This is a genomic window from Achromobacter sp. 1011791174 (assembly GCF_059760925.1).
Genome location: NZ_JCBANH010000005.1, coordinates 51,975 through 76,843 on the forward strand (window position 1 = coordinate 51,975; position 24,869 = coordinate 76,843).

The 24,869-nt window shown below is 69.3% G+C and carries 24 protein-coding genes; 9 read left to right on the forward strand and 15 right to left on the reverse strand.

The window, feature by feature from the left end; translation table 11 throughout:
- Positions 1-12: 12 nt before the first annotated feature.
- Together AC6LJ5_RS03055 and AC6LJ5_RS03060 are read left to right on the forward strand one after the other, a co-directional pair.
- Positions 13-360, forward strand: a complete 348-nt coding sequence (locus tag AC6LJ5_RS03055) for a hypothetical protein (RefSeq protein WP_498139799.1) — start codon at positions 13-15, stop codon at positions 358-360.
- Between the two features lies 1 nt (position 361).
- The gene (locus tag AC6LJ5_RS03060; RefSeq protein ID WP_498139800.1) at positions 362-1,933 is read left to right on the forward strand and encodes a M48 family metalloprotease; all 1,572 of its coding nucleotides are present in this window, start codon (positions 362-364) and stop codon (positions 1,931-1,933) included.
- Positions 1,934-1,978: 45 nt separating this feature from the next.
- Here the strand turns inward: AC6LJ5_RS03060 and AC6LJ5_RS03065 are convergent, their stop codons facing one another.
- The 10 genes from AC6LJ5_RS03065 to AC6LJ5_RS03110 form a co-directional block, all read right to left on the reverse strand.
- Positions 1,979-3,010, reverse strand: a complete 1,032-nt coding sequence (locus tag AC6LJ5_RS03065; protein ID WP_498139801.1) for an LD-carboxypeptidase — start codon at positions 3,008-3,010, stop codon at positions 1,979-1,981.
- Positions 3,007-3,498, reverse strand: coding sequence for a tRNA adenosine(34) deaminase TadA (tadA, locus tag AC6LJ5_RS03070; RefSeq protein WP_212317002.1), 492 nt, complete (start codon positions 3,496-3,498; stop codon positions 3,007-3,009). The genes AC6LJ5_RS03065 and tadA overlap by 4 nt, the downstream gene beginning before the upstream one ends.
- Positions 3,499-3,508: 10 nt before the next feature.
- Positions 3,509-4,357 (reverse strand): haloacid dehalogenase-like hydrolase, encoded by an 849-nt coding sequence (locus AC6LJ5_RS03075; protein ID WP_103274607.1) that lies wholly within the window; start codon positions 4,355-4,357, stop codon positions 3,509-3,511.
- 126 nt (positions 4,358-4,483) lie between these two features.
- Positions 4,484-4,951 carry a hypothetical protein gene (locus AC6LJ5_RS03080; RefSeq protein WP_103274608.1) on the reverse strand — a complete coding sequence of 156 codons (468 nt, stop codon included), beginning with the start codon at positions 4,949-4,951 and terminating at the stop codon, positions 4,484-4,486.
- A gap of 296 nt (positions 4,952-5,247) precedes the next feature.
- Positions 5,248-5,589, reverse strand: a complete 342-nt coding sequence (mnhG, locus tag AC6LJ5_RS03085) for a monovalent cation/H(+) antiporter subunit G (protein WP_103274609.1) — start codon at positions 5,587-5,589, stop codon at positions 5,248-5,250.
- A complete protein-coding gene (locus AC6LJ5_RS03090) occupies positions 5,586-5,867 on the reverse strand; it encodes a K+/H+ antiporter subunit F (RefSeq protein ID WP_103274610.1) in 282 nt (93 codons plus the stop codon). Before AC6LJ5_RS03090 ends, mnhG begins: the two co-directional genes overlap by 4 nt.
- Positions 5,864-6,346 (reverse strand): Na+/H+ antiporter subunit E, encoded by a 483-nt coding sequence (locus tag AC6LJ5_RS03095; RefSeq protein WP_498139802.1) that lies wholly within the window; start codon positions 6,344-6,346, stop codon positions 5,864-5,866. The genes AC6LJ5_RS03090 and AC6LJ5_RS03095 overlap by 4 nt, the downstream gene beginning before the upstream one ends.
- On the reverse strand, positions 6,346-7,971 hold the full coding sequence (locus AC6LJ5_RS03100; RefSeq protein ID WP_498139803.1) for a monovalent cation/H+ antiporter subunit D: 1,626 nt from the start codon (positions 7,969-7,971) through the stop codon (positions 6,346-6,348). Before AC6LJ5_RS03100 ends, AC6LJ5_RS03095 begins: the two co-directional genes overlap by 1 nt.
- Positions 7,968-8,312: a Na+/H+ antiporter subunit C gene (locus AC6LJ5_RS03105; protein ID WP_103274613.1), complete on the reverse strand. Its 345-nt coding sequence runs from the start codon at positions 8,310-8,312 to the stop codon at positions 7,968-7,970. Before AC6LJ5_RS03105 ends, AC6LJ5_RS03100 begins: the two co-directional genes overlap by 4 nt.
- Positions 8,312-11,227: a monovalent cation/H+ antiporter subunit A gene (locus tag AC6LJ5_RS03110; protein WP_498139804.1), complete on the reverse strand. Its 2,916-nt coding sequence runs from the start codon at positions 11,225-11,227 to the stop codon at positions 8,312-8,314. Before AC6LJ5_RS03110 ends, AC6LJ5_RS03105 begins: the two co-directional genes overlap by 1 nt.
- A gap of 507 nt (positions 11,228-11,734) precedes the next feature.
- On the opposite strand from AC6LJ5_RS03110, the gene AC6LJ5_RS03115 reads away from it, so the two are divergent.
- Both AC6LJ5_RS03115 and AC6LJ5_RS03120 read left to right on the forward strand, forming a co-directional pair.
- Positions 11,735-12,721 (forward strand): Bug family tripartite tricarboxylate transporter substrate binding protein, encoded by a 987-nt coding sequence (locus AC6LJ5_RS03115; RefSeq protein ID WP_498139805.1) that lies wholly within the window; start codon positions 11,735-11,737, stop codon positions 12,719-12,721.
- A gap of 437 nt (positions 12,722-13,158) precedes the next feature.
- On the forward strand, positions 13,159-14,037 hold the full coding sequence (locus tag AC6LJ5_RS03120; protein ID WP_498139806.1) for a hypothetical protein: 879 nt from the start codon (positions 13,159-13,161) through the stop codon (positions 14,035-14,037).
- 73 nt (positions 14,038-14,110) lie between these two features.
- On the opposite strand, the gene AC6LJ5_RS03125 is transcribed toward AC6LJ5_RS03120, so the two are convergent.
- From AC6LJ5_RS03125 to AC6LJ5_RS03140, 4 genes are all read right to left on the reverse strand, one after another.
- A complete protein-coding gene (locus tag AC6LJ5_RS03125; RefSeq protein WP_392412749.1) occupies positions 14,111-14,968 on the reverse strand; it encodes a DMT family transporter in 858 nt (285 codons plus the stop codon).
- Between the two features lie 647 nt (positions 14,969-15,615).
- Positions 15,616-18,246, reverse strand: coding sequence for an AAA family ATPase (locus AC6LJ5_RS03130; protein WP_498139807.1), 2,631 nt, complete (start codon positions 18,244-18,246; stop codon positions 15,616-15,618).
- Complete coding sequence (locus AC6LJ5_RS03135; RefSeq protein ID WP_103274620.1) at positions 18,243-19,379, reverse strand: metallophosphoesterase family protein; 1,137 nt, start codon at positions 19,377-19,379, stop codon at positions 18,243-18,245. Before AC6LJ5_RS03135 ends, AC6LJ5_RS03130 begins: the two co-directional genes overlap by 4 nt.
- A 224-nt stretch (positions 19,380-19,603) precedes the next feature.
- Positions 19,604-20,905, reverse strand: a complete 1,302-nt coding sequence (locus AC6LJ5_RS03140; protein WP_103274621.1) for a D-amino acid dehydrogenase — start codon at positions 20,903-20,905, stop codon at positions 19,604-19,606.
- A 135-nt stretch (positions 20,906-21,040) separates the two neighbouring features.
- Between AC6LJ5_RS03140 and AC6LJ5_RS03145 the strand changes: the two genes are divergently transcribed.
- The 5 genes from AC6LJ5_RS03145 (at position 21,041) to AC6LJ5_RS03165 (ending at position 23,680) form a co-directional block, all read left to right on the forward strand.
- The gene (locus tag AC6LJ5_RS03145; protein ID WP_103274622.1) at positions 21,041-21,508 is read left to right on the forward strand and encodes an Lrp/AsnC ligand binding domain-containing protein; all 468 of its coding nucleotides are present in this window, start codon (positions 21,041-21,043) and stop codon (positions 21,506-21,508) included.
- Between the two features lie 117 nt (positions 21,509-21,625).
- A complete protein-coding gene (locus AC6LJ5_RS03150; RefSeq protein WP_103274623.1) occupies positions 21,626-22,294 on the forward strand; it encodes a DUF502 domain-containing protein in 669 nt (222 codons plus the stop codon).
- 29 nt (positions 22,295-22,323) lie between these two features.
- Positions 22,324-22,575, forward strand: coding sequence for an RNA-binding S4 domain-containing protein (locus tag AC6LJ5_RS03155; protein WP_498139808.1), 252 nt, complete (start codon positions 22,324-22,326; stop codon positions 22,573-22,575).
- Between the two features lie 34 nt (positions 22,576-22,609).
- Positions 22,610-23,185: a restriction endonuclease gene (locus AC6LJ5_RS03160; RefSeq protein ID WP_498139809.1), complete on the forward strand. Its 576-nt coding sequence runs from the start codon at positions 22,610-22,612 to the stop codon at positions 23,183-23,185.
- Positions 23,186-23,281: 96 nt separating this feature from the next.
- Positions 23,282-23,680, forward strand: coding sequence for a DUF2784 domain-containing protein (locus AC6LJ5_RS03165; RefSeq protein WP_498139810.1), 399 nt, complete (start codon positions 23,282-23,284; stop codon positions 23,678-23,680).
- Positions 23,681-23,732: 52 nt separating this feature from the next.
- Here the strand turns inward: AC6LJ5_RS03165 and AC6LJ5_RS03170 are convergent, their stop codons facing one another.
- Positions 23,733-24,863 (reverse strand): acyl-CoA dehydrogenase family protein, encoded by a 1,131-nt coding sequence (locus AC6LJ5_RS03170; RefSeq protein WP_498139811.1) that lies wholly within the window; start codon positions 24,861-24,863, stop codon positions 23,733-23,735.
- Positions 24,864-24,869: the final 6 nt, after the last annotated feature.

Below are 24,869 nucleotides of genomic sequence, written 5' to 3' on the forward strand. Positions count from 1 at the left end.
GAGTAGACCCGCATGTCCAAGCGTTCCGTCGCGTTTGCCGCCATCGCCGCTGTGCTGTCCTGGCACGGAACAGCCGCCGCCGACCAGATCGTCGCCGCCAGCATGAAACCGCTGCCCTTGTACGCGCAGCCCGGCGGCGGAACGCCGACGGCCAAATCCGACGGCCAGGGCATGCCCTGGCCCGTGCTGGAGACACGCGAGGACTTCTACAAGATCCACGTCGACGGCGCGACCTATTGGGTGGACAGCATGCACGTGCGCGTCGCGCGCGGATCGTCAGCACAGTGCGGACCGGTCGTCAAGGGCGTGCCTGCGCCCACCGGGTCCACCGCTGGCGCCGGCGAGAATGTGTGCCGCTGAGATGCCGATGCGCCACCTTCCCTTCCGCCCCGCCGTATTCGCCCTCGCCCTTGTCCTGGCCGGCTGCGCCCAAGTTCCAGGCAGCGGTCTGGGCTTCAAGACCGGCGAACTGCCCCCGCCGCCGCCCCAACGCCAATGGCCGGACCTCGAACGCGACGTCCGCAGCGCGCGCGCGCAGCAACTGGGTCTGATTGCGATGCCTGAGCTGCAGGCCTATCTGAACGGCCTGCTCGCACGAATCAAGACCGCTGCCGGCGTCCCGGGCTGGCCGGGCGCCGTCCATGTGACAACGTCATCCGCTCTGGAGGCCCACAGCACCGGAGCCGGCAACATCTACCTGTCCTTGGGATGGATCTCTTCGGCTGAGTCCGAAGATGAGATCGTGGCCATCCTCTCGCATGAGTTCGGCCATATCTACCTGGACTACCACCAGCTCGAATCGACCACCGTCGCCAGCGACCAGGTCGCCAAGCTGGCCGCGCTGGGCGCGAGCCTCGCACGCAAGGCGGGCAGCGCCGCCGGCTGGGGGCCGGTGGACAGCATCATCGCCTCATACACGCTGGGCAAGAATGTGCTGGTTCCCGCCTGGAACAGACAGCAGGAAGAAAACGCCGACCGTTTCGGCGCCACGATCAGCATGCAGCTCGGCTATTCCTACGCGCAAGGCTTCAAGGCTTTCCTTGAGCGGCAGGCCACCTGGGAGATGGAACATGCCAAGGCCGAGGACGAGCGGCGCAAGCGCATGGTCGAACAACTCAAGCTGGCGGCGGCACAGGAAGCCCGTAAGCAGGCCGGCGGCAACGGGGTAGCGCCGCTGACCGAAATGCAAGCCTCCCTGAATGCCGGCCTGGCTGGCGCCGGCGCGGATCTGCGCAATGGACTGGACGACTTGTGGAAAAAGGTGACGGTCAGCCATCCGAGCACAGAGGCGCGCCTGACGTCGCTGACCGCGCAGGTCGCGCCCCTGCTGGCGGGCAAGCCCCGTCCCGCTCCTTTGTCCGCGCCATGGGAAAAGGCCCGCGCGCAACGGCGCACGGCCGCACTGCTCAAAAACTATCGGGCGGCCAACGAGGCCCAACAGGCCATGCAGGCGCAGGACTACGCGTTGGCGCGCAAGCTCGCCGCACAGGCCGCCTCCGGTCCCAGCGCCCGGCATGCATTGCCCCTGATGATGTTGAGCATGGCGCAGGCGGAGCAATCCGCTGTGTCCGCGCGCGCGGGCGCGGTTCTCGACAAGAATCTGCAATCCCAGGAGGACCGGGCCTGGCAACTTTACGTGCTGCGCGCGAACGCGCTGGCCGGCGCGGGGCAGCATAGCCCGGCCGCGGCCGTCATGGACCAGGGCTTCAGCTATTTCCGGGATGCCGGACCAGCTTGGCCCGACGCCATCGCCTTCTACGGGCAGACCGAAAGCTGGGACAAGGCGCGCAAGCTGGCGCAAGAATGCGCCTCGCGCTTCCCGAGCTATGCGGACGCTTGCGACAAGGCGGCCCAATCCCCTCAGGAACAGGCCGAGGCCAAGCGACAAGGCGAACAGAAGGCCAAGTCCCTGGTCGATCGCCTGTTCAAGTAGCGGGAAAGCGCCTCGCAGGATCCCGCCTCGCCGGCGGGGTCCACCTCAATGCATATGCTCGTCGATCACCAGGTGCGCCATGCCCGGCTCGGTGGCCAGGCCGACCTTCTGTCCGATCGGCAGCGTGGCCTTGGTGGCGACGTGGCCGTAGGGCAGGCCCGTGACCACCGGCACCTTGACCGTCTTGCGCAGCCAGGCGACGACTTCGTGCAGGTCATAGCCATTGTCATGCGGCGCCAGCTTGTAATCGCTGAAGCGGCCCAGCACGATGGCCTTCTGCTTGTCCAGGATGCCGGCTTGCCACAGCTGGATCAACATGCGCTCGACGCGGTAAGGATGCTCGGCCACGTCCTCCAGGAACAGGATGCCGCCGCGCACCTTGGGCATGTACGGCGTGCCCAGCAGCGACGCCACCATCGCCAGGTTGCCGCCCCACAGGATGCCGCGGCAATCGACCGGATCGGCGTCCTGGGTCTCGAAGCTGAGAATCTCCAGCTCGCCACGCATGATCTCGCCGAACAGCGCCTCGGTCAGGTCGTCGACCTTCTTGCCGCCGAAATCGGCGACGGCGGTCGCGCCGGTGTAGCTGACCGCGCCGGTCTTGGCCAGCAGGGCCAGGTTGAAGGCGGTGAAGTCGCTCAGGCCGACGAAGCGCTTGCCGCTGTCGGCCATGGCCTTCCAGTCGATCAGATGCAGCAGCCGACCCAGGCCGTAGCCGCCGCGCGTCGCCATGACGATGGGCAGCTTCTGCTTGGTGGCGCGCGTCAGGCTGGCCAGACGCTGGGCGTCGGTGCCGGCAAAGCGCTGGTGCACGGCCAGCGCCGTGCGGTCCAGCGCGGTCTTGAAGCCCTGGGCCTCCAGGCGCTGGCGCGCCAGCGCCACGGTGTCGGGATCGCGCACGGCCGAGGACGGCGAAATCAGGTAAATGCCGCGCGCGTCCGGCAGCGCGTGGGGATGATCATGGTCGTGGCCGCAGTCATCGTCGCAGACATGGCCGTCGTGGTCATGCGCGTGCTCGTGGTGGGCGTCGTGATCGTGGGCGGCCTTGGACTTGCCGCTCTTGGACTTGCTGCTCATGCTTTGGATTCCTTGCTGCGGCGCTCGCGGAAGAACCGGCGCAGCAGGTCGCCGCAGGTTTCCGCCAGCACGCCGCCTGTGACCGAGGTGTGGTGATTGAGTTTGGGGACGGCGCCGACATCCAGCACGCTGCCGCAGGCACCCGTCTTGGGATCATGCGCGCCGAACACCACCCGCGCCAGGCGCGCGTGCAGCATGGCGCCGATGCACATGACGCAGGGTTCCAGCGTGACATAGACGCTGATGCCCGGCAGCCGGTAGTTCTCCAGCTGCGCGGCGGCGGCGCGCAGCGCCACGATCTCGGCGTGCGCGGTGGGATCGTGGTCGATGATGGTGCGGTTGTAGCCGCGGCCCAGGATGTCGCCCTGCGCCGACACCACCAGCGCGCCCACCGGCACCTCGCCGATGTCGTAGGCCTCCTGCGCCAGTTCCAGCGCCAGCCGCATGAACTGCTCGTCCTGGGCGGTCCACGGCGCGGGCGGCGCGATCAGCGCCGCCTCAGCCACGGTACACCCGGGACTTCAGCGTGATGCGGCCAGCCAGGCTGGTGACGGCCTCTTCCAGCCATTGATACAGCTCGGCGTTCTCGTCGTAGCGGGCCTGATTCAGGTTGGACACCCGGCCTTCCTCGATGAAGCCCCAGGCGCGGCTACGCTTGTCGCGGTGCTTGGGGTCCCACACGCCGAAGGCGAAGCCGCCGGCGCGGCGGATCAGCGAGAAGCACGGAATGTCGGTGTAGCCATCGCCGACGAAGACCATCTGGTCGAACGGCACGCGCAGGCGGTCCTCGGGCACCTTGCGGTTGACCTCGAACGGCTTGTTGCGGAACTCCCGTCCGATGATGCCCTTCTGGATGTGGAACAGGTAGCGCGTCTTGTCGGTGAAGCTGACGATGCGGCGCGGAAACTCGATGCCGCCGTCGGCGCCATAAGTGAACTCGGACGCCCAGATCTCTGTGAACTCGTGGGCGATGGGCGTGGAACGCACCACGTCGCCGATGCCGCTGGAGATCAGGTAGAACTCCAGCTGCACCTGCGGATGCTCGGCGCGCACCGCCGCGCGCAGGCGCGGGAACAGGGTGGAAACGCCTTCGTGCAATTCCAGCCGCGCGCCCCAGTCACGCAGGCGCTGCTGCGTGATCGGGCCGTGCTGGCCGGCCTGCGACAGCTGAATCATCTTGTACAGATAGGCGGGCACCGGATCCCAATCGTGATGGGTCAGCAGCGGATCGACCTGGTCTTTCCAGAAACTGGCGGTGTCCACGCCGATGCTGCCCAGGAACCCGGACGTGCTGTCCGAGGCCAGCGTGTCGTCGAAGTCGAAAATCAGGGCGATGACGTCGGACATGGATATGCGTGTGTGAGGGCGACAGCCGCCATTTTGCCTGATTGCGGCGGCGGCTGCGCCCCGATGGGCGCGCGCGGACGCGCGCCCTGCCCGTCCGGCCGGCCACGGCCGCCGGCGGGCGCGGCCTTACTGGCGCATCGGCGCGCCGGTGGCCGGGGCCATGCCCGGCGTGGCGGCGGGCGGCGGCGCGCTCTCGGCCGGCGCCTGGATCACGGTCTCGCGCAATACGCCGCCGCCCTGCACGCTGCCGCGCACCTGGGTGGGCGAGGTCATCTGCGTAATGCAGTCCTGGCGGGACGCCTGCGGCAGGCGATTGCAGCGGTCCAGCATGTTCTGCTGAAGCTGGGACGTCGAGCCCTCCTGCAAGCGCTGACGATTGGCTTCCTCGCGGGCGGCGCCAGCCTCGCGCAGGCAGGCGCTGCGGTCCTGGCCCGTCGTGCCCTTCTTGCAGTTCGCCACGTCCTGCTCGTACTGCGCCTGGATGCCGGCGCGCCCGATCGGGTCGGCGGCGTGCGCGGCCGCGGCGCCCAGCACCAGTCCGGCGGCGCAGAGCGCGCCCGCGAGGCGTTTCGTGGAAATGGAACGTACATTCATAGCCAGCTCCTGAGAGACGATTGAACACACGAGCGGCTGGTCGGGAATCCGACTGCCGCTCCCATGGAACAACTATCCCACGCCGGCGCTACCGGGGCATGTCCACCGACGTGGAAACGTAAGCTGAAGTTTCATCCATTTTGGGGCCGCGCGGCGCAAAAGGCCGGCCCGGACTTGCGCTCGCGCAAGCCGTCCGCGCACCGCGCGCCCCGCGCGCCAGCATGACGCACCGCAACAGCCGGGACGCGGTCATGGGCCTGTACATGTTGCGTCCCTTGTTACTTTGTTCCTCGCCCCTAGCGGGCGTCCCTGTCCGCGTCTTCCCGCTTCAGGCTGCCGCGATAGGTCGCGGCGCGCATCAGCAGCATGGCGGTGACCGGCGAGGACACGATCAGCAGCAGCGTGATGATGACCTCATGGAACACCGGCCGCGACGACAGCGCCGAGAACACCAGCATGGAAGACGCCAGCACGCAGCCGCAGCCCAGCGTATTGCCGAGCGTGGGCGCGTGGATGCGGGCATAGAAGGAACGGAAGCGCAGCAGGCCGGCCGAGCCAGTCAGCGCCAGCAGCCCGCCCAGCACCAGCAGGATGCTGGCCGGAATGCCCGCCCACAGCGGAATCTGCGATTCGATCATGGCTCGATCACCTCCCCGCGCAGCAGGAAGCGGGCCATGGCCGTGGAACCCACGAAGCCGAACAGCGCGATCAGCAGCGCGATGTCGAAATACACCGACGTGCCCGACCGGATGCCGAAGACCAGCATGGTCAGCATGCCGTTGATGTAGAGGGTGTCCAGCGCCAGCACTCGGTCCTGCGCGGTTGGGCCGCGCAGCAGGCGCACGGCGGCCAGCACCATGCCCAGCGCGAAGCACACCAGGGCGAAGGACGCCGCCCAGTAAAGCACGGTGTTCATTCGAAAATCTCCTTGAGCGGACGCTCATAGCGGTCCTGCACCAGCTGCACCCATTCCTCCTCGTTCTGCAGGTCCAGCACGTGCAGCTTCAGGCAATGGTCGTCGGTCAGGTCCACCCAGACCGTGCCGGGCGTGTAGGTGACGATGCAGGCCAGCATCGCCAGGCCATGCGGATCCCGCATGCTCAGCGGGATCATGATGAACCCCGGCGAAAAATCGTTGCGGCGCGGATTCAGGATCAGCCTGGCCACCGCGATATTGGACTTGATGATGTCGACCGTCACGTTCAGGAACAGCGGCACCGCCTTCCACAGCCGCCGCGGCCGCGCCTTGAGCGGACGCAGCCGGCTGGCGGCCCAGGTGAACCACAGCGCCAGCGCCGCGCCCAGCGCGATCTGGCCGGCCGACAGGCTTTCGTTCAGCACCAGCCACAGCACGAACAGGAACAGCGGCAGGAACAGGAAATACACGCGCCGCATCACTGGCCTCCTTGCGCCGCGCGCACCGTCTGGGCGGACATCACGGCGTCGATGTACGACTTGGGGTGATCCAGCGAGCGCGCCGCGTCGTCCAGATAGGCCGACACCGGACCGGCGCCCGCCGCCAGACCGACGCACAGCAGGATCAGCACCGCCACCGGGCCGGCCTCGATCACGCGCAGGCGCGGCGTGCTGCGGTCGTCGCTGGCCCAGAACACGCGGATGCCCGCGCGCCCCAGCCCGATCAGGCCCGCCAGGCCAGACAGCAGCACGGCGGCCACCAGCAGCCAGGCGTCCAGCGGCGGCGCCGACTCGGTCGCGGCCGACACGGCCGCCGACAGCAGCGAGAGCTTGGCCACGAAGCCCGACAGCGGCGGCAGCCCGGTCACCAGCAAGGCGCAGCTGATGAAGGCCAGGCCGAGGAAGGCCATGGCCGCCGGAATCGCCACGCCCACCACGTCGTCGGAGCGGTTCACCGAGGCCGGATCGTCCAGGTCGAAGGCGTCCAGCGTCACGGCCAGCACGTTGGCGCCAAAACTTCGGGTGCGCTCGATGAGCTCGGCCAGCATGAAGAAGGCGCCGGTGGTCAGCACCGAGCTGATCAGGTAGAACAGCGCCGGCCCGGTCAGCGTCACGCCCGGCATGCCCAGCGCCGTCAGCAGCGTGCCGGCGGACACGATCACGCAATAGCCGACCATCTTCTCCAGCTGCTGCGTGGCCAGCAGCCCCAGGCCGCCGAACAGCAGCGTCGCCAGGCCAGCGGCGAACATCCAGTCCAGGCTGAAGGCGGCCGGCGCCCCGGTGGGCAGCAGCAGCGAGCCGATGCGCAGCAGCGCGTAGATGCCGACCTTGGTCATGATGGAGAACATGGCGGCGATGGGCGCGCCAGCCGAGCCATAGCCCTTGACCAGCCAGAAGTTCAGCGGCCAGGCGCCCGCCTTGACCAGGAAGGCCACGCCCAGCACCGCCGCGCCCGCCTCGAACAGCATGCGGTCGGCGCCGGCGAGATTGCCGGCGCGCAGCGCCAGGTCGGCCATGTTCAGCGTGCCGGTCACGCCGTAGATCAGCGCGATGCTGATCAGCAGCAGGAAGGACGCCACCAGGTTCACCGCGATGTACTGCATGCCGGCGCTGACGCGCGCCACGCCCGAGCCGTGCAGCAGCAGGCCGTAGGACGCGGCCAGCAGCACCTCGAAGAACACGAACAGGTTGAACAGGTCGCCGGTCAGGAAGGCGCCGTTCAGGCCCATCAGCAGGAACTGGAACAGGGAATGGAAATGCACCCCGGCACGGTCCCAGCGCGCCAGCGCGTAGATCAGCGTGGCCAGGCCCAGCACCGAGGTCAGCGTCAGCATGACGGCGGCCAGCCGGTCCACCACCAGCACGATGCCGAACGGCGCGGCCCAGTCGCCGACCAGGTAGACCCCCACCCCGCCCGGCCAGCCCGCCGCGCCGCCGGCGGCGGCCAGCAAGGCAATGGCGGCGGCCAGCTGGGCCACGGTGGACAACAGGGAGATCGCGCCCCGGGCATGGCGGCTGGTGTCGGCCAGCAGCAGCATCAACGCGCCGGCGACCAGCGGCGTGACGATGGGCAATACGGGTAGATGTTGCAACCAGAAGCTCAAGATCCGGACTCCCGTCCGTCGACGTGGTCGGTGCCGGTCAGGCCCCGCGACGCCAGCAATACCACCAGGAACAGCGCCGTGGTGGCGAAGCCGATCACGATGGCCGTCAGCACCAGGGCCTGCGGCAAGGGATCGGCATACCACGACGGATCATGCGAGGCGGCCGGGTCGATCACCGGCGGGCGTCCCGAGGTGAGCCGGCCCATGCCGAAGATGAACAGGTTGACCGCGTAGGAAACCAGCGACAGGCCCATGATGAACTGGAACGTCCGTGGCCGCAGCAGCAGCCAGACGCCCGAGCCCGCCAAGACGCCGATCGCGACGGCGTAAATCAATTCCATCAAGCTTCCCCAGTTTGAGCGGCCGCCGCCTGGCTTTCGACAGCGGCCTTGCGTTGCGCGCGCAGCGATTGGTGCGCCAGCGCCACCAGCACCAGCACGGTGGAGCCCACGACCAGCATGTACACGCCCAGGTCGAACAGCAGCACGCTGGACAGGTGCACGTCGCCGACCAGCGGCAGCGCGATGTCCCAGGCCACCGCGGCCAGGAACGGCTTGTAGAGCAGCCAGGCCGACACCGCCGCCGCGCCGGCGAACAACAGGCCCAGGCCGATCCAGTTCTGCGGGTTCAGCCGGCTGCGCGATTCCACCCAGTACACCCCGCCCACCATGTATTGCAGGATGACCGAGGTGGCGAAGATCAGGCCGCCGACGAAGCCGCCGCCGGGCTGGTTGTGGCCGCGCAGCAGGAAATACACCGAGATCAGCGCGGCGGTGGGCAACAGCAGCCGCACCAGCACCGCCGGCACCATCATCCTGCCCTCGGGCAGCAGGCGCTTGATGTCCGGCGCTTCCAGCGGCACGCCGCCGTCCTGGTCGAGCTGCTGGCGCGGCAGGTCCGCGCTCTCGGCGGCGGGACGGAAGCGGCGCAGCAGCGCGTACACGGTCAGCGCCACGATGCCCAGCACCGTGATCTCGCCGAAGGTATCGAAGCCGCGGAAATCCACCAGGATCACGTTGACCACGTTGGTGCCGCCGCCGTCCGGCAGCGCGCGCTCGACGAAGTACGAGGAGATCGTGTCGCCCTGAGGCCGCGTCAGCACCGCGTAGGCCAGCGCCGACATGCCGCCGCCGGCGGCCACGGCCATCAGCAGGTCGCGCAGGCGGCGGCCGCGCGCCTTGAGGCTGCTCCAGGCGCCCTCGTCATCCTGCTCGATGCGGCGCGGCAGCCAGCGCAGGCCCAGCAGCAGCAGGACCAGTGTCACCACCTCGACCGACAGCTGCGTCAGCGCCAGGTCCGGCGCCGAGAACCAGACGAAGGTCAGGCAGGTCACCAGGCCCGCGCCGCCCGCCAGCGCCAGCGAGGCCAGCCGGTGGTACTTGGCCTGATAGGCCGCCGCCACCGCGCAGACGCCGCCCACCAGCCACAGCAGGGCGAAGGCCGGGTCCACCGTGGTCAGATGGCCCGCGCCATCCAGCCAGCCGCCGGCGCGCAGCGGCAGCCACGCCACGAACAGCGTGCCCAGCACGATCAGCAGCATCTGCACCTGCAGGCGCGAGGACGCCAGCCAGCGCAGCAGCCAGGACGCCGCCACGCTGGAGCCGTCCAGCAGCGTCTCGAAGCTGCGCCGGCCGTCGAAGCGGTAGATGAAGGGCACGCGGCCGGGATTGGCCTGCTGGTGCGCGCGCAGCGCCAGGTACAGCACCACGCCCGCCGTCATGGCGACCACGCTCATGACCAGCGGCAGGTTCACGCCGTGCCAGACGGCCAGGCTGTATTCGGGCATGTCCGCGCCCAGGATGCTCTGCGCGGCCGTGGCCAGGAACGGACCCACGGTGTACGCCGGGAACACGCCGACCAGCAGGCACATGAACACCAGCAGCGCGCTGGGAAACAGCATCCAGCGCGGCGGCTCGTGCGGCGCGCGCGGCAGGTCGGTGGCCGGCGGCCCGAAGAACACCTGCAGGATGAAGCGCAGCGAATAGGCCACGCTGAAGGCGCCGGCAACGGTAGCCGCCAGCGGCAGCCCGACGCGAGTGGTCCAGTCGCCGCTGACGAAGGTGGTTTCGGCGAAGAACATCTCTTTCGAGATGAAGCCGTTGAGCAGCGGCACCCCCGCCATGGACGCGGCCGCCACCATGGCCAGCGTGGCCGTGATCGGCATGGCCTTGTACAGGCCGGAGAGCCGGCCCAGGTCGCGCGTGCCGGTCTCGTGGTCGACGATGCCGGCGGCCATGAAGAGCGAGGCCTTGAAGGTCGCGTGGTTGACCATGTGGAAGATGGCGGCCACCAGCGCCAGGCTGCTGTTCAGGCCCAGCAGCAGCGTGATCAGGCCCAGGTGGCTGATGGTGGAATAGGCCAGCACGCCCTTCATGTCCTGCTGGAAGATGGCGGCGTAGGCGCCCAGCACCAGCGTGATCAGCCCCGCCCCGCCGATGATCCAGAACCAGGCGTCGGTGCCGGCCAGCACCGGCCAGAATCTCGCCAGCAGGAACACCCCGGCCTTCACCATGGTGGCCGAGTGCAGGTAGGCCGACACCGGCGTGGGCGCGGCCATGGCGTTGGGCAGCCAGAACTGGAACGGGAACTGCGCGCTCTTGGTCAGCGCGCCCAGCGCCACCAGCGCCAGCACCGCGGGATACCAGGGATCCGCGCGCACGAGGTCGCCGGCGGCCAGCACCCGGTCCATGTCGTAGCTGCCGACGATGTGGCCCAGGATCAGCACGCCGGCCAGCAGGCACAGCCCGCCCGCGCCGGTGACGGTGAGCGCCATGCGCGCGCCGCGCCGCGCGTCCAGGCGATGGTGCCAGTAGGCGATCAGCATGAACGAGGCCAGGCTGGTCATTTCCCAGAACATCACCAGCTGGATCAGATTGCCGGACAGCACCACGCCCAGCATGGCGGCCATGAAGGCCTGGAAGAAGGAAAAGAAGCGTGGCACCGGATCTTCCGGCGACATGTAGTAGCGCGCGTACAGCACCACCAGCGCGCCCATGCCCGAGACGATCAGCGAGAACAGCCAGGCGTAGCCGTCCATGCGCAACGTGAATTGCAGCCCCAGCGCTGGCGCCCAGGGGATGTCGTAGCGGACCACGCCGCCGCCGGCGACCTGGGGATAGAGGCTCGCCACCAGCACCGCGCAGGCGAGCGCGATGAGGCCAGCCAGCCAGGCTTCGGCGTTGCGGGCGTTGGACGGCAGCAGCGCGGCGCACAGGCTGCCGGCGAACGGCAGAGCGAGGATCAGGATCAGCGACATGGCGTTCCGAGAGTGTCCGGGCCCCCTCCCGCCAGCGCCAGGCAGCGAGAGACGAAACAGACCGGGGATTGAAAGACAAAGACGGACGGAACCCTGGCCTGGTGCGTCGCTGCACTACGCGTTGCCCCGCGGGAACTACATCTGCGCCATTGAACGGCGACGGGAGAAACAAACGCAATAGTTTTCTTGCAAGACCGGCCAAGAATCTCATCCGAAAAATATCAGATTCTTGTAAGTTATGCAGAGATTTATGCGCGTAGCGGTCCGATGACGGCAGGATCGCTGCGCAATCATTGCGCATTCCGACCCTGTGAGAACCCTGAGCGGCGGAGCCGCGCACCCTTCCTCACACCGCGCCAGACAGGGACTCCCCCGGCTTGACCTGCCCCGGCTTCCTCGGTTGAATGGCCCCCGTGACGCGCTCTCAAAAGGAATGCGGCGCGCTACGGAGGCGGCCCGCAGGCGCCGCCCCAGTCCCTCAGAAGATAAAAGATACGGAGAAGACTCTTGACCGCGCTTACCCAAGCCAAGGCCGCCCTGGCCGCCGCCCTCGCGGGCCTCTGCCTCAGCTCGGCCGCCGTGGCCGCCGACGCCTACCCCAGCAAACCCATTCGCCTGATCGTGCCCTTCGCCGCCGGCGGCACCACCGACATCGTCGCTCGTATCGTGTCCGAGGGGCTGACCCGCGAGCTGGGCCAGGCCGTCGTGGTCGAGAACCGGGGCGGCGGCGGCGGCTCCATCGGCGCCGACTCCCTGGTGCGCTCGACGCCCGACGGCTACACCCTGGGCGTGGCCACCGTCAGCACCATGGCCACCAACCCTGCCACCAATCCGCAGAACCCCTACAACCCGATCAAGGACTTCACCCCCATCACCAATCTGGTCAACGTGCCCAACGTCCTGACCGTGAACCCCTCGGTGCCGGCCAAGACCCTGGCCGAATTCATCACGCTGCTCAAGAACAACCCGGGCAAGTACAGCTATGCCTCGTCCGGCACCGGCGGCATCAGCCACCTGGACGGCGAGCTGTTCAAGTCGCTGACCAATACCGACATGGTGCACGTGCCATACCGTGGCTCGGGCCCGGCGCTGAACGACGTGATCGCCGGCCAGGTCAACGCGCAATTCGACAACCTGCCCTCTTCCATGCCCCATATCCAGGCCGGCAAGCTACGCGCCCTGGCGATCGAGGCGCCCAAGCGCCTGCCCTCGCTGCCGGACGTGCCGAACTTCGGGGAAGCCGGCCTGCCGCAGATGGACAACATGGCCTGGTATGGCCTGGTCGCGCCGGCGGGCACCCCGCAGGCCGTGGTCGATCGCATCCACGCCGCCGCCGTCAAGGTGCTGAAGGATCCGAAGATCGCCCAGCGCCTGGCCGATGGCGGCTCGCTGGTGGACGGCAGCACACCGGCCGAATACGCCGCCCTGATCAAGCGCGAACTGGAACTGCGCCAGCGCATCGCCAAGGACCGCGACATCAAGCTGTCGAACTGAACGCCCCTGCCGGCCGCGCCGCCTCGTCCGCTCCCCCGGGCGCGGCGGCGCCGGACCGTTGCGCCCGGACCGCAGCCCCTTGACTGCAATCGCCCCGGTGGTAGCATCTGCCCCCGTGCGATCCGATCTTTCCTCCCCTCCTGACGCCGCCAGCGCCCTTTGCGCCCTGCGCTCGACCCTGTTGAGCTCGCAGGAAGTCGCCGCGCGTTCCGCTTACGCGCGCTCCAAGCCCGGCTAATCCGCCGGCGCCCCTTCCCGTTTTCCACCCTTTTCCGGCCCGCCGCCGGCTGCTTGCGCACATCCGCGCCCGCCGCTGGCCTCGGCCCGGGACCGCCCGCCCACATCCAGGCCGGCGGTCCCTGCCGCTCGGCCCGCTTCCGTCCGCCCTGAACCGGACGGCGGCCGGCCGGGCGCACACGACCTTTGCGCCTATCGTCATGCAACTCACCAAGAATTTCGTCAAAGCCAAGAATCCCTGCGCGGGCGGCTACAAATGGTTCCTGCGGGATCACAACGGACAGGGCGACTATCAGGCCGTGCTCGACGCCCTGGTCGCCGACGGCCGCGTCGGCGATGCCTGCTGGCTGCTGGACCAGTTCGGCCCGACCGACGCGGTGCTGCGGCTGGACGAGATCGACGCCAGCGCGGTGGTGTTCGCCGGCACGATCGAGGTGCGCATGGGCATCAATGTGGATTCCGTGGTGCGCGCCGGACGCGGCATCATCGCGGGCGGCGGCATCCGCGCCGGCGAATCGGTGATCGCCGGCGAGAACATCCAGTCGGGCGCCCAGATCGCCAGCGCCGGCCTGCTGCGCGCGGGCGGCGACATCAGCGCCGAATGGGGCATCGAGACGGCCGACACGCTGGACTGCGCCGGCAACGCGCGCGCCAAATGGGATGTGCGCGCGGGCGGCAAGATGACCGTGGGAGGCCATCTGCACGCGGGCCAGGACGTGGCCTGCGACGACGCCATCGCCTGCGGCCAGGGCCTCAAGGCGGGCGGCTCGGTCATCGCCGCCAAGGCGCTCAGCGCCGGCTGCGGCATCCAGGCCGGCGCGTCCGTCGATTGCGGCGAGCACCTGGCCGCCGGTTGGGGCATGATCGCCGGCGAGGACATCCGCGCCGAGGGCGCCATCCGCGCGGGCGAAGGCATCCAGGCGCAAGGCGCCATCACGGCCGGCCCCGGCCACGGCATCTATGCCGGCCTGAACGTGCGCCTGGACGCCTGGCCGGTCTGCGCCAGGGTCATCGCGAGCGAGCGCCCCAGCCAGCTGGTCAGCGGGCATTGGGAAGCGCGGGAACTGGAACTGGCCTGACCGGGCCGGGCGCCCGCGCGACGGCAAGGCCGCACGGGCGCCAGCCGCCGCGCAAGAGCTGGCGCCCTCCCCGCTATCGCGCCGGCCTGAGCACCAGCATCAGCCCCAGCAGGATCGCCGCCATCCCGACCAGGCTCAAGACCGGCAGCCGATTGCCCAGGATCAGGAAATCCAGCAGCGCCGTGCCGACCGGCACCAGGTAGAACAGGCTGGTCACGTTGACCAGGTTGCCCGCCTGGATCATGCGGTAGAACAGCAGCGTCGCGCCCACCGAGATCACCAGGCCCATCCACAGCCAGGGCAACACGAAACCGATGCTCCAGTCCGCCCACAAGGGCTGGAACGGCGCGAACAGCAGGCACAGGACGAGGCTGACCGCGTATTGCAGCGGCATCACGTCCATGGGCGGCTGGCTGGCGCGCTTCTGCAGGATGGCGCCCGCCGTCATGCTCAGCAGCGCGGCCAGGGCGAAGCCGATGCCCGCCGCCGAATAGCGCGCCAAGGCGATGCTCTGGAACACCACCATGATGAGCCCGGCCAGGGCCAGCAACAGGCCCGACACGCGGCCCGCGTCGAAGCGCCGCTCCATCAGCGCCAGCGTCAGAATGGGCTGCGCGCCCAGCAGGGTCGCCAACACCCCTGGCGTGACGCCGTGGTCCAGCGCCAGCAGATAGCAGATGGAATAGCAGCCGATGAGCAGGAAGCCCGTCAGCGCCACGCTGACGCGCGTGCCCGGCGCCGGCAGCCAGCGGCGGCGACCGGCGCAAATCGCCAGCAACACCGTCAGCGCCAGCACGAAGCGCAGCAGCAGGAAGCCAAAGGCGGAGGCATGCGCCAGCCCCCATTTGGCGAAGATCGCGCCGCCGCTCCACAGCAGCACGAACAAGGAAGTGGAGCCATGTGCGGCCCACGCATTCCGGTTGAAAGACATGAGTTTCTACCTGTCGATGAGTGAACAGGCTCGAGTCCGGGCCATCCCGTCGCGGGAAAGCGGCGAGACGGATGCGCGAACCGCCGGACGCGTTCAGGCGTCAAGGCAGGCGGTTGGCGGGCCAGGCAGGAGCGTGATTGGACGAAGCGCGGCGCGTACCGGATCGCCCGAACGGATCGGAACGAGCGGGAAGCGCCTTAGCGGCGGACGACGGCCGACGGCGGGTACGGGCCCGCGACGACGGAGACGACCCCGACGACGGTCGGCGGGGCCGCGGGCGGCGGCGCCGCTGCGACAGGAGGAGAGACCACCGCGCCTCGCGTCATGGCCCGTGCCGGCGCGCGCGTGCCCGCTGCGCGGACGGCGCTGGCGGTGACGGCGATGGACAGGAAGTCGGACATGAGCTTGGGGGTGAACGACCCGGAGATCAGGAAGGATCGCCTCTTTCTTGTGCGGACACGGGCCGGACGTGGCGTCCGACCTGGATACCGCACAGGGTCAAGTGCCGTAGTCTACGCGCGGACAGCGGGCGCGTCCAGCGGCGTCACGCGACTTGAGCGAGCCCGCCATTCGCGGCTCGGAACACCGCTCGAAGTCGTGCGTCCGCATCATTCGTCCGCGTAATTCGTCCGCGTCATACGCCCAGCCTACGCGTCGCCGATGCGCCGCTGCGCCACGCCCAGGTCGCGCCAGGCCTCGCCATGGCAGGTGAACATCAGGATCTGGTGGCGTGTCGCGGCATCGAACAGCGCCCGCTTCATGAAGTCGCGGCGGCCCTCGTCGGCGTGAACCAGTGCATCGTCCAGCACCAGCAGCGTCGGACGCCCCGCCTCCTGCAACAGGTCGGCGTAGGCGAAGCGCGCCAGGATGCCCAGCTGCTCGCGGGTGCCGAAACTCAGGCTGTCCAGCGCGTCCTCGCCGCCGGCGCGCTGCAAGGCGGCGGGCAGCAAGGCATCGTCCAGGCGCAGCGCCGCTTCGGGGAACAGCAGCCCAAGGTAATGACGCAGCCGGCGCGCCAGCGGCGCCTGCAGCCGCTGGGTGGCGGCCGCGCGCTTGTCGCTCAGCAGCCGCAACAGCAAGTCCAGCGCCTGCGCGCGCCGATCCAGCTCGTCGCGGCGACGTTGCAGCCGCTCGCAATCGGCCTCGGCCTCGGACAGCCGTTCGCCCAGGCCTTGCGCGCCGGCCTGGTCCAGCTTGCCCTGCAATTGCAGCATCTCGCCGTGCCGGCGCTGCTGCGCCTCGCGCTCCAGCGCGGCCGACTGTTCGAAGCGCAACGCGTCCTGCTCGATCAGCGCCGGGCGCTGGCCGTCCAGCGCCGCCTCGGCCTCGCCCAGCCGCCGCGCCAGCAGATCATGATGGCTGCGCGTCTCGGCCAGCCGCCCTGCCCGCTCCTGCCGCTGCGCGACGCGCTCGGGCGACAGCAGCGCGGTCCGGCTGGCCGTGGCCTGCGATTGCAGCATCTGGGCGCGGGTTGCCTCCGCGTCCGCCGCGCGCCGGGCCTCGGCCCAGGCATTGCCCGCGTGTTCGGCGGCAGCCTCCGCCTCGCCCAGGGCCTGCCGCGCCGAGGCGAGGTCCAGGGCCTCGCCGGCGGCGGCCGGCGGCAAGGCATGCAGACGCGCTCGCAGCGCATCGCGCCGCGCCAGCGCCTCGTCGCGCTGGCCGCGCAGCATGTCGATGCCCTTGGGCGCGTGGATCTGCAACGCCCTGCGCATGCCTTCCAGATCGCCCTTGAGCGCGGCATGGCGGGCATGGCGCGCCTCGACCTCATCGACGCTGGCCGCGCCCAGGCGGGCCAGCAGCGCCGCCCCTTCGGCGTCCAGCGCGGCCAGTTCGCGTTGCAGCGCGGGCAGGTCCTTGCCGCCCGGCTCGATGCGCAGCCGGCCCACGCCGGGCAGTTCCAGCTCCGCCGCCGCCGTCAACAGCAGTTGCCCGTCGACCTCCAGTTCGCGGCCGTCCAGCAGCGCCCGCGCGCCCGGCTCCAATCGGTACGACAGCCGCGTGGCCACGGCCTGCAGCTGGGCGCGCAGGCTGGCCCGCTGGCTTTCGATCCCGCGCAGTCCCTGCAGATCGGCGTCCAGCACTTCGATGCCAACCACCTCGGCCTTGAGCGCCGATCCCTGGGCAATCAGTTCATCCGCCGCTTTCAGCGCGCCATCCAGGCGCTCCGTGTCGGCGTCCAGCTGGCGCAATTGCTGTTCCAGGTCGCGCCGATCGGCCTGCGCCTGCGCCGCCGTCAAGGCCAGCCGCGCCGCGTCGGCGGCGGCGCGTTGCGCGTCGCGCTGTTGCAGCGCGCGCGCCAGCGGCGCCTCGGACTGGCGCAGGCGCTCGGCGGCCGCCTGCGCCTGCTGTTCCAGCGTCCGCAGTTCGGCTTCATCCTGCTGGTCGCGCCCGACCTGATCCTGCAACAGGCCCAGATTGCTGGCGGCCTGCGCCAGCTCGCGGCGCAAGCCTTCCAGCGTCTCGCGCTCGCGCGCCAGAGCCGCCAGGCGCGTGCGCGCCTCGGCGGCCCGCGCTTCCAGCGCCTTCCAGGGCTCGGCTTGCTGCGCCTGCCCATGTTCCTGGCGCAAGGCGGCCAGCCGGTCGACGTCCGCGTCCAACTGCGCCTTGGCGCGCAAAGCGTCATCGCGCGCCGACCGCGCGCGCGCCAACGCCTCATCGGCATCCTTGAACACGCCCTTGGGCTTGCCGTTGCGCGCGTCCAGCAGCGCGCCGCGCTCGGCGGACACGCGCTCGAACAGCCTGTCGCCATCGCCGGCCGCCAGTTCGCCGGACAGGCGCGTCAGCGCTTCTCGCAGATGGCCCTGGGCGTGGCCAGCCGGCGCGCTGAGCGACTGGCCCTCGCCCTGCTGGATCCACAGCAGCCCGGGGATGCCCGCCTGCTCGGGCTTGCTCTGTCCACGTCCGGGCAAGTCGAAGCCCAACAGCGCCGCCAGCGCATTCTCGGCCGCCTCGCCGTCCAGGCGTTCGGCGCCGCCATCGATCAGCAGCTCGCAGCGCGCCTTAGTCAGGAACTGCTTTTTCAGCACGTAGTCACGCCCCGCGTGGCTGAACGCCAGCTCCACGCTGGGCCGCGCGCCGGATTCGCCGCGCGGCGCCAGATCGGCGACCGTCTTGGTGCTGTAGCGCTCGAGAAAGGCGGCGCGGATGGCCGCCGCCACGGTGCTCTTGCCGGCCTCGTTGGGGCCGACAAACAGGTTCAGCCCGGGCTGCAGGCCGTCCAGCGCCAGGGGCTGGCGGAACTTGCGGAATTCTTCCACGACGATGCGCGACAGCTTCATTGCGCGCCTCCTTCGGCCGCTGCCTCGCGCTGCATCCGCAGCAGCAGCCGCAGCGCCTCGGAGGCAACGGCGGCTTGCGCCTCGTCGCCCGGCGCGGCCTGCATCGCCTGCAACTGCGCCGCGACCTCGGCCACGTAGCCGCTGGCGCCCAGCTGCGCGAAATCGGCCTCGTCCGGCTCCAGCAGCAGGCCCGAGAAATCACAGAGCAGCGCGCGCGCCTGCGCGGCCGCCTCGCCCGCAGCGCGTTGCAGCAGCTCCCAGCCGGGCATGCCGACATGGCCGGCCAGCTCCAGCTTCAGCACGTCCTCGCCGCGCAGCGCGGCCAGACGGTCGGCCAGCGCCTGGGCATCGGTCGGCAGGCTCAGCGTCTCGCGCCAGGCGGACCAGCGGTAGCGGCCCAGGGCCACGCGCTCGACCTCCGGCGCCGCGCCCGGGCCAGCGATGCGCACGTCCAGCACATAGCCCGGCTCATTGCCCCGGAAGCGATCCTGCTCGGGCGTGCCCGCATACCAGCAACGCTCGTCCACCCGCAGGCAGCCGTGCCAGTCGCCCAGCGCCAGATAGTCCAGCCGCGCGCGCGCAGCGCGGTCCGCCGCGATAGGGTTGGTGGCGTCGATGGTGTCCGGCAAGCGGCCCGTGACGCTGCCGTGCGCCAGTCCGACGCGCACGCGGCCGGCCTCGCTTTCCATCAGGTCGAACGCCTGGGTCACGTCATCGTAGGTGTGGCGCTGGGTGAGCGGAGCGGCCAGCACCGCCAGGTTGGCGCCGGGCAGGTCCACCACGCCGGCGCGCAGCGGCACATGCACATTGGCGGGCACGCAGCCCAGCTGGATGGCGCGGGTCCAGACGCTGTCGGCCAGCGCGGCGTCGTGGTTGCCGGCGATCATCACCCAGGGGCCGGCGTAGGCGCCCAGCGCGCCGAATAGGCGACGGATGCCACGGTCGGAGATGCCTTGCGTGTCGAACACGTCGCCGGCCACCAGCACCGCGTCCACGCCGCGCTGGGCCGCCAGTTCGGCGATCCGGGCCACGGCGTCGTAGCGGGCCTCGGCCAGCATGGCGGCGTCATCGGAATCGAATTGGCCGTACTGGCGGCCGATCTGCCAGTCGGCGGTATGCAGGATATGCGTCATGCGGCGATTGTGTCACAAGCGCGCGGGCGCGGACGGCCCTCGACAGGGACCCTGCCGTCACCCACAGCAGCCGCGCATCGCCCCGCCTGGTTGACCGCCATGTCACCCGGCAAGGCGTCATTGGCGACGCTGGATAAACGACGGCCCGGCCGGTATCGTGCGCCGGGCGGGCCGTATAAAGGCGCCGGCTTCTGGCCAGCGCTGGAGACAAACGTCAGTCGGGCTCAGGCGCCCTTGCCGCCCAGCACCAGCGGCTGGCTGCGCGCGGCGCCCCGGTCGTAGCGCGACAGGCCCAGGTCGTCGGCGCGGATGGCCGGACGCTGGCCCATGACCTGATCCGCCACCAGCTTGCCCGAACCGCAGGCCATGGTCCAGCCCAGCGTGCCGTGGCCGGTGTTCAGGAACAGGTTGTCGTAGCGGGTGGCGCCCACCACCGGCGTGCCATCCGGCGTCATCGGCCGCAGGCCGGTCCAGAATTCGGCGCGCGGCAGGTCGCCGCTGCCGGGGAAGAGATCATCCACCACCATCTCCAGCGTCTTGCGGCGGGCGTCCTTCAGGCGCAGGTCGAAACCCGCCACCTCGGCCATGCCGCCGACGCGGATGCGCTGGTCAAAGCGCGTCACGGCGATCTTGTAGGTTTCGTCCAGGATGGTCGACACCGGCGCGGCGGACTCGTCGACCATGGGCACGGTCAGCGAATAGCCCTTGAGCGGATAGACCGGCAGGTCCAGGCCCAGCGGCTCCAGGAAGCCGCGCGTGTAGCTGCCGAAGGCGGCCACGTAGCGGTCGGCGGTCAGCACCTCGTCGCCGACGCGCACGCCGGTGATCTGGCCGCCCGCGGTGTTCAGGCCGGCCACGTTCTGGCCATAGCGGAACTCCACGCCCAGCTCGGCGGCCATGGCCGCCAGGCGGGTGGTGAACAGATGGCAGTCGCCGGTCTCGTCGTTGGGCAGGCGCAGACCACCGCTCAGCTTGTGGCTGGAGCGTTCGAGGGCCGGCTCGGCGGTGGCCAGGCGGTTGCGGTCCAGCAGCTCGTAGGGCACGCCGACCTCTTCCAGCACGGCGATGTCGCGGCGGGCCGCCTCCAGCTGCGCCTCGGTGCGGAACAGCTGCAGCGTGCCGCGCGTGCGCTCTTCATAATGGATGCCGGTGGCCGCGCGCAGTTCGCGCAGGCAATCGCGGCTGTACTCGGACAGGCGCAGCATGCGTTCCTTGTTGACCGCGTAGCGCTCGGCCGAACAGTTGGCCAGCATGGCCGCCATCCATTTCAGCTGGAACAGGCTGCCGTCCAGGCGGATCGCCAGCGGCGCATGCTTCTGGAACAGCCACTTGATGGCCTTCATCGGAATGCCGGGCGCGGCCCACGGCGTGGAATAACCGGGCGAGACCTGGCCGGCGTTGGCGTAGCTGGTCTCCTTGGCGGCCGCGGGCTGGCGGTCCAGCACCGTCACTTTGGCGCCCTGGCGGGCCAGGTAATAGGCGGTCGTCGTGCCGATGACACCGCTGCCGAGGACGATCACATGCATGATTCTTTCCGATGGTTGGTTTTATGCAGGAATTTCGGTAGTCTATGACCCTTATCACAGTGAATATCACTGAAGATTTTGCTTTGGCAGTGCTTTTTCCCGACCAACCCTGCTTTTTGACCCTGCGAAAGTGAAATGCGCGAACTGGACCGCCTAGACCTGAAAATCCTGGATATCCTTCAGCGCGAGGGCCGCATTCCGGTCACGGAATTGGCCGAGCGCGTGAACCTGTCCGCCACCCCCTGCTCCGACCGCATCAAGCGCATGGAGCGCGAGGGCGTGATCACCGGCTACCACGCGCGCGTCAATCCGGCGGCGCTGGGCAAGAACCTGCTGGTGTTCCTGGAAATCAAGCTGTCCGCCAAGTCCGGCGACGTGTTCGACAAGGTCAAGCAGGAACTGCTGTACGTGCCCGAAGTCATGGAATGCCACCTGGTGTCCGGCGAGTTCGACTACCTGGTCAAGGCGCGCCTGAGCGAAATGAACGAATACCGCCGCCTGCTCGGCGAGATCCTCAAGCGCCTGCCCGCTTCCGCCGAATCGCACAGCTACATCGTGATGGAAGAGATCAAGGAATCGCTGTATCTGCCCGTCGATAGATAGACGCGCGCGATTTGTAACAGAGCCGGCGGCCAGCGGCTGGTATGCTGGCACCCCTTTTGCTCCCCGGCCGGCCCCGCGCCTGCCCTGCGGCGCGCGTCCTGATGCTTGTTTTCGCCTATGCACCGTCTCTATAAATACTTCTTCCGTGGCCTGATCACGGTCCTGCCCCTGGCCCTGACGGTATACCTGCTGTATATCTTCCTGGCCTGGACCGAGGCCGTGGCGCTGACCTTCCTGCGCCCGTTCATCGGTGGCTTCTACGTGCCGGGCATGGGCCTGGCCCTGGGCATCCTCGGCATTCTGCTGATCGGCTACCTGGTGTCCAAGGAGCGCGTCAAGCGCGTCCTGACGCTGGTGGAAACGCCCTTCACCAACCTGCCCGTGGTCAAAAGCATCTATTCCTCGCTCAAGAGCTTCGCCGACTATTTCTCGCCCAGCGCCAAGACCAATGCGCAGCAGGTCGTGATCCTGCGCATTCCCGGCCAGCAGCTGGAACTGGTCGGCCTGGTGACTCGGCGCAACTTGGACGGCCTGCCCGAAGGCTTCAGTCCGGGCGCGCGCGTGGCGGTCTACCTGCCCATGGGCTACATGATTGGCGGCTACACCGTGTTCGTGCCGCAGGAATGGGTGCAGCCGATCCAGATGTCGGTGGAGGAAGCCATGCGTTCCTCGCTGATCGCCTGGATGGCGCGCGCCGAGCCCAGCGTCCGAGCGCCAGGCGACGTGCCTTCGGCCGGCAACCCGCCCCCGCCCGCCAATCCGCCGGCCGCCAATGGCCCGGCCTGACGTCCGCTTTCCTGGATATTTCCCTCGCCATGCCCATCATCGAATTCACCCTCGCGCCCGGCTGTCCGTATATTGAAGTGAACCAGCTGCTCAAGGCGACCGGCGCCTGCGACAGCGGCGGCGCCGGCAAGATGCTGGTCGCCGAGGGACATGTCAGCGTGGGCGGCGTGGTCGAGCACCGCAAGACCGCCAAGATCCGCGCCGGCCAGATCGTCGACATCGGCGACCTGCGCATCGTGGTGCGCGACGGCGATGGCGACGGCCACGACGACGCGGCCTGACCCCGCCCCTGCCACCCACCGAGCCCGATCCGCCATGAAATTCAAGATGCCCCGGAATTCCATCTTCGCGGTGCTGCTGCGCTCACCCTGGTGGATCAGCGCGGCCATCGCGGCGCTGCTGAGCGTGGGTGGTTTCGCCGCGCTGCCGCTGGAGTACGCGGCCATGGGCGTGTTCGCCGCCATCCCCTTCGCCGTGATCGCCATCATGGCGGCCTGGAAGCAGCTGCGCGCGCCGTCCGAGACGCGCGTGCAGGCCGTGGCGCAGGCCGCCGCCGCGATGTCCTGGACGGATTTTTCCCGCGCGGTTCAAGCCGGCTTCCAGCGCGACGGCTGCGAGGTCGAGCGCCTGCAGGCGCCCGGCGCCGATTTCGCCCTGAGCAAGGACGGCCACGTCGCCATCGTCGGCGCCCGGCGCTGGAAGGCGGCGCGCGTCGGCGTCGAGCCCTTGCGAGAATTGCAGGCCGAACGCGAACGCCGCGGCGCGCGCGAAGCCATCTGCATCGCCCTGGGCGAAGTGCCCGACACGGCCCTGCAATACGCGCGTGCGAACGGCGTCTCGCTGATGCAGGCGCCCGAACTGGCCAAGCTGCTGCGCGACCTGAAAACCTGAGCGCGGGCCGCCGGGACGCCGCAAGCCGTAAGCCGCGATCCCGGGCCGCGCCATTGCGATGGTCGCGAACCCCGCCCATTTTCCGGAATTCCCGCCATGCTCTACCGCACGCTCGCCGACCTGGTGCTGGCTTTCCACGCGGTCTTCATCGCCTTCGTGATGTTCGGCGGCCTGCTGGCCTTGTGGCGTCCGCGCCTGGCGTGGCTGCACCTGCCCGCGCTGGCCTGGGGCGCGCTGGTGATCGGCATGGGTTGGCTCTGTCCGCTGACGCCGCTGGAAAACGCGTTGCGCGCCCGCGCCGGCCAGCAGGGTTATGCCGGCGGCTTCATCGAGCACTATCTGACCGCCGCCATCTACCCGGAAGGGTTAACCCGCGAGACGCAGATCGTGCTGGCCACCTTGCTGGTCGCTGGCAATCTCGTCGTCTATGGCCTGTGGCTGCGGCGCCGGCGGACCGCCCGTCCCGCAGGTCCGCCCGGCAGTTACGGCCGATGATCTGGGCCCGTGATCCGGTCCGGCACGACCGGCCGTGGAAAGAACGGCGCGCTCAGGCCAGGCTGCGGGCGATCACCAGGCGCTGGATGTCGCTGGTGCCCTCGTAGATCTGGCAGACGCGCACGTCGCGATAAATGCGCTCGACCGGAAAATCCTTCAGGTAGCCGTAGCCGCCCAGCGTCTGGATCGCCGCCGAGCAGACCTGCTCGGCCATCTCGGACGCGTACAGCTTGGCCATCGAGGCTTCGGTCAGCGCCGGCCTGCCGGCCTCGCGCAAGGCCGCCGCGTGCAGCACCATCTGCCTGGCCGCGTGGATGCGCGTGGCCATGTCAGCCAGGCGGAAGGCCACGGCCTGGTGCTCCATGATGGGCTTGCCGAAAGCCTGCCGGTCGCGCGCATAATCGCGCGCGCACTCGAAGGCCGCGCGCGCCATGCCCACCGCCTGCGAGGCGATGCCGATGCGACCGCCCTCAAGGTTGGCCAGCGCGATCTTGTAGCCCTGGCCTTCCTCGCCCAGCCGCCACGCGGCCGGGATGCGCATGTCCTCGAAGGCGATCTGGCAGGTGTCGGACAGATTCTGTCCGAGCTTGTCCTCGACGCGCACGACCTGGTAGCCCGGGGTGTCGGTCGGGACGATGAAAGCCGAGATGCCGCGCTTGCCGGCGTCCGGGTCGGTGACGGCGAACACGATCACGGTCTGGCCGGTGCGCCCGGACGTGATGAACTGCTTGGCGCCGTTGATCACGTAATGGTCGCCGTCACGGCGCGCGCGGGTGCGCAGGCTGCTGGCGTCCGAGCCGGCTTGCGGCTCGGTCAGCGCGAAGCCGCCGATATGCTCGCCGCGCGCCAGCGGACGCAGGAAGCGTTCCTTCTGCTCGTCGGTGCCGAATTTCAGGATCGGCATGCAAGCCACGGAGTTGTGCACGCTCATGATGGTGGAACAGGCGCCGTTGCCGGCCGCGATTTCCTCCAAAGCCACGGCGTAGGACAGATAGCCGCTGGCGTTGCCGTCCCATTCCTCGGGCACCAGCATGCCGAAGAAGCCCAGCTCCGCCATCTCGCGGATCGCCTCGGCGGGGTACTCGTGCTCACGGTCCCAGCGTTCGGATCCGGGCGCCAGGCGCTCCTGGGCGAAACGGCGCGCCATCTCCTGGACGCTCTGCTGCTCTTCGGTCAATAACATGCTTGT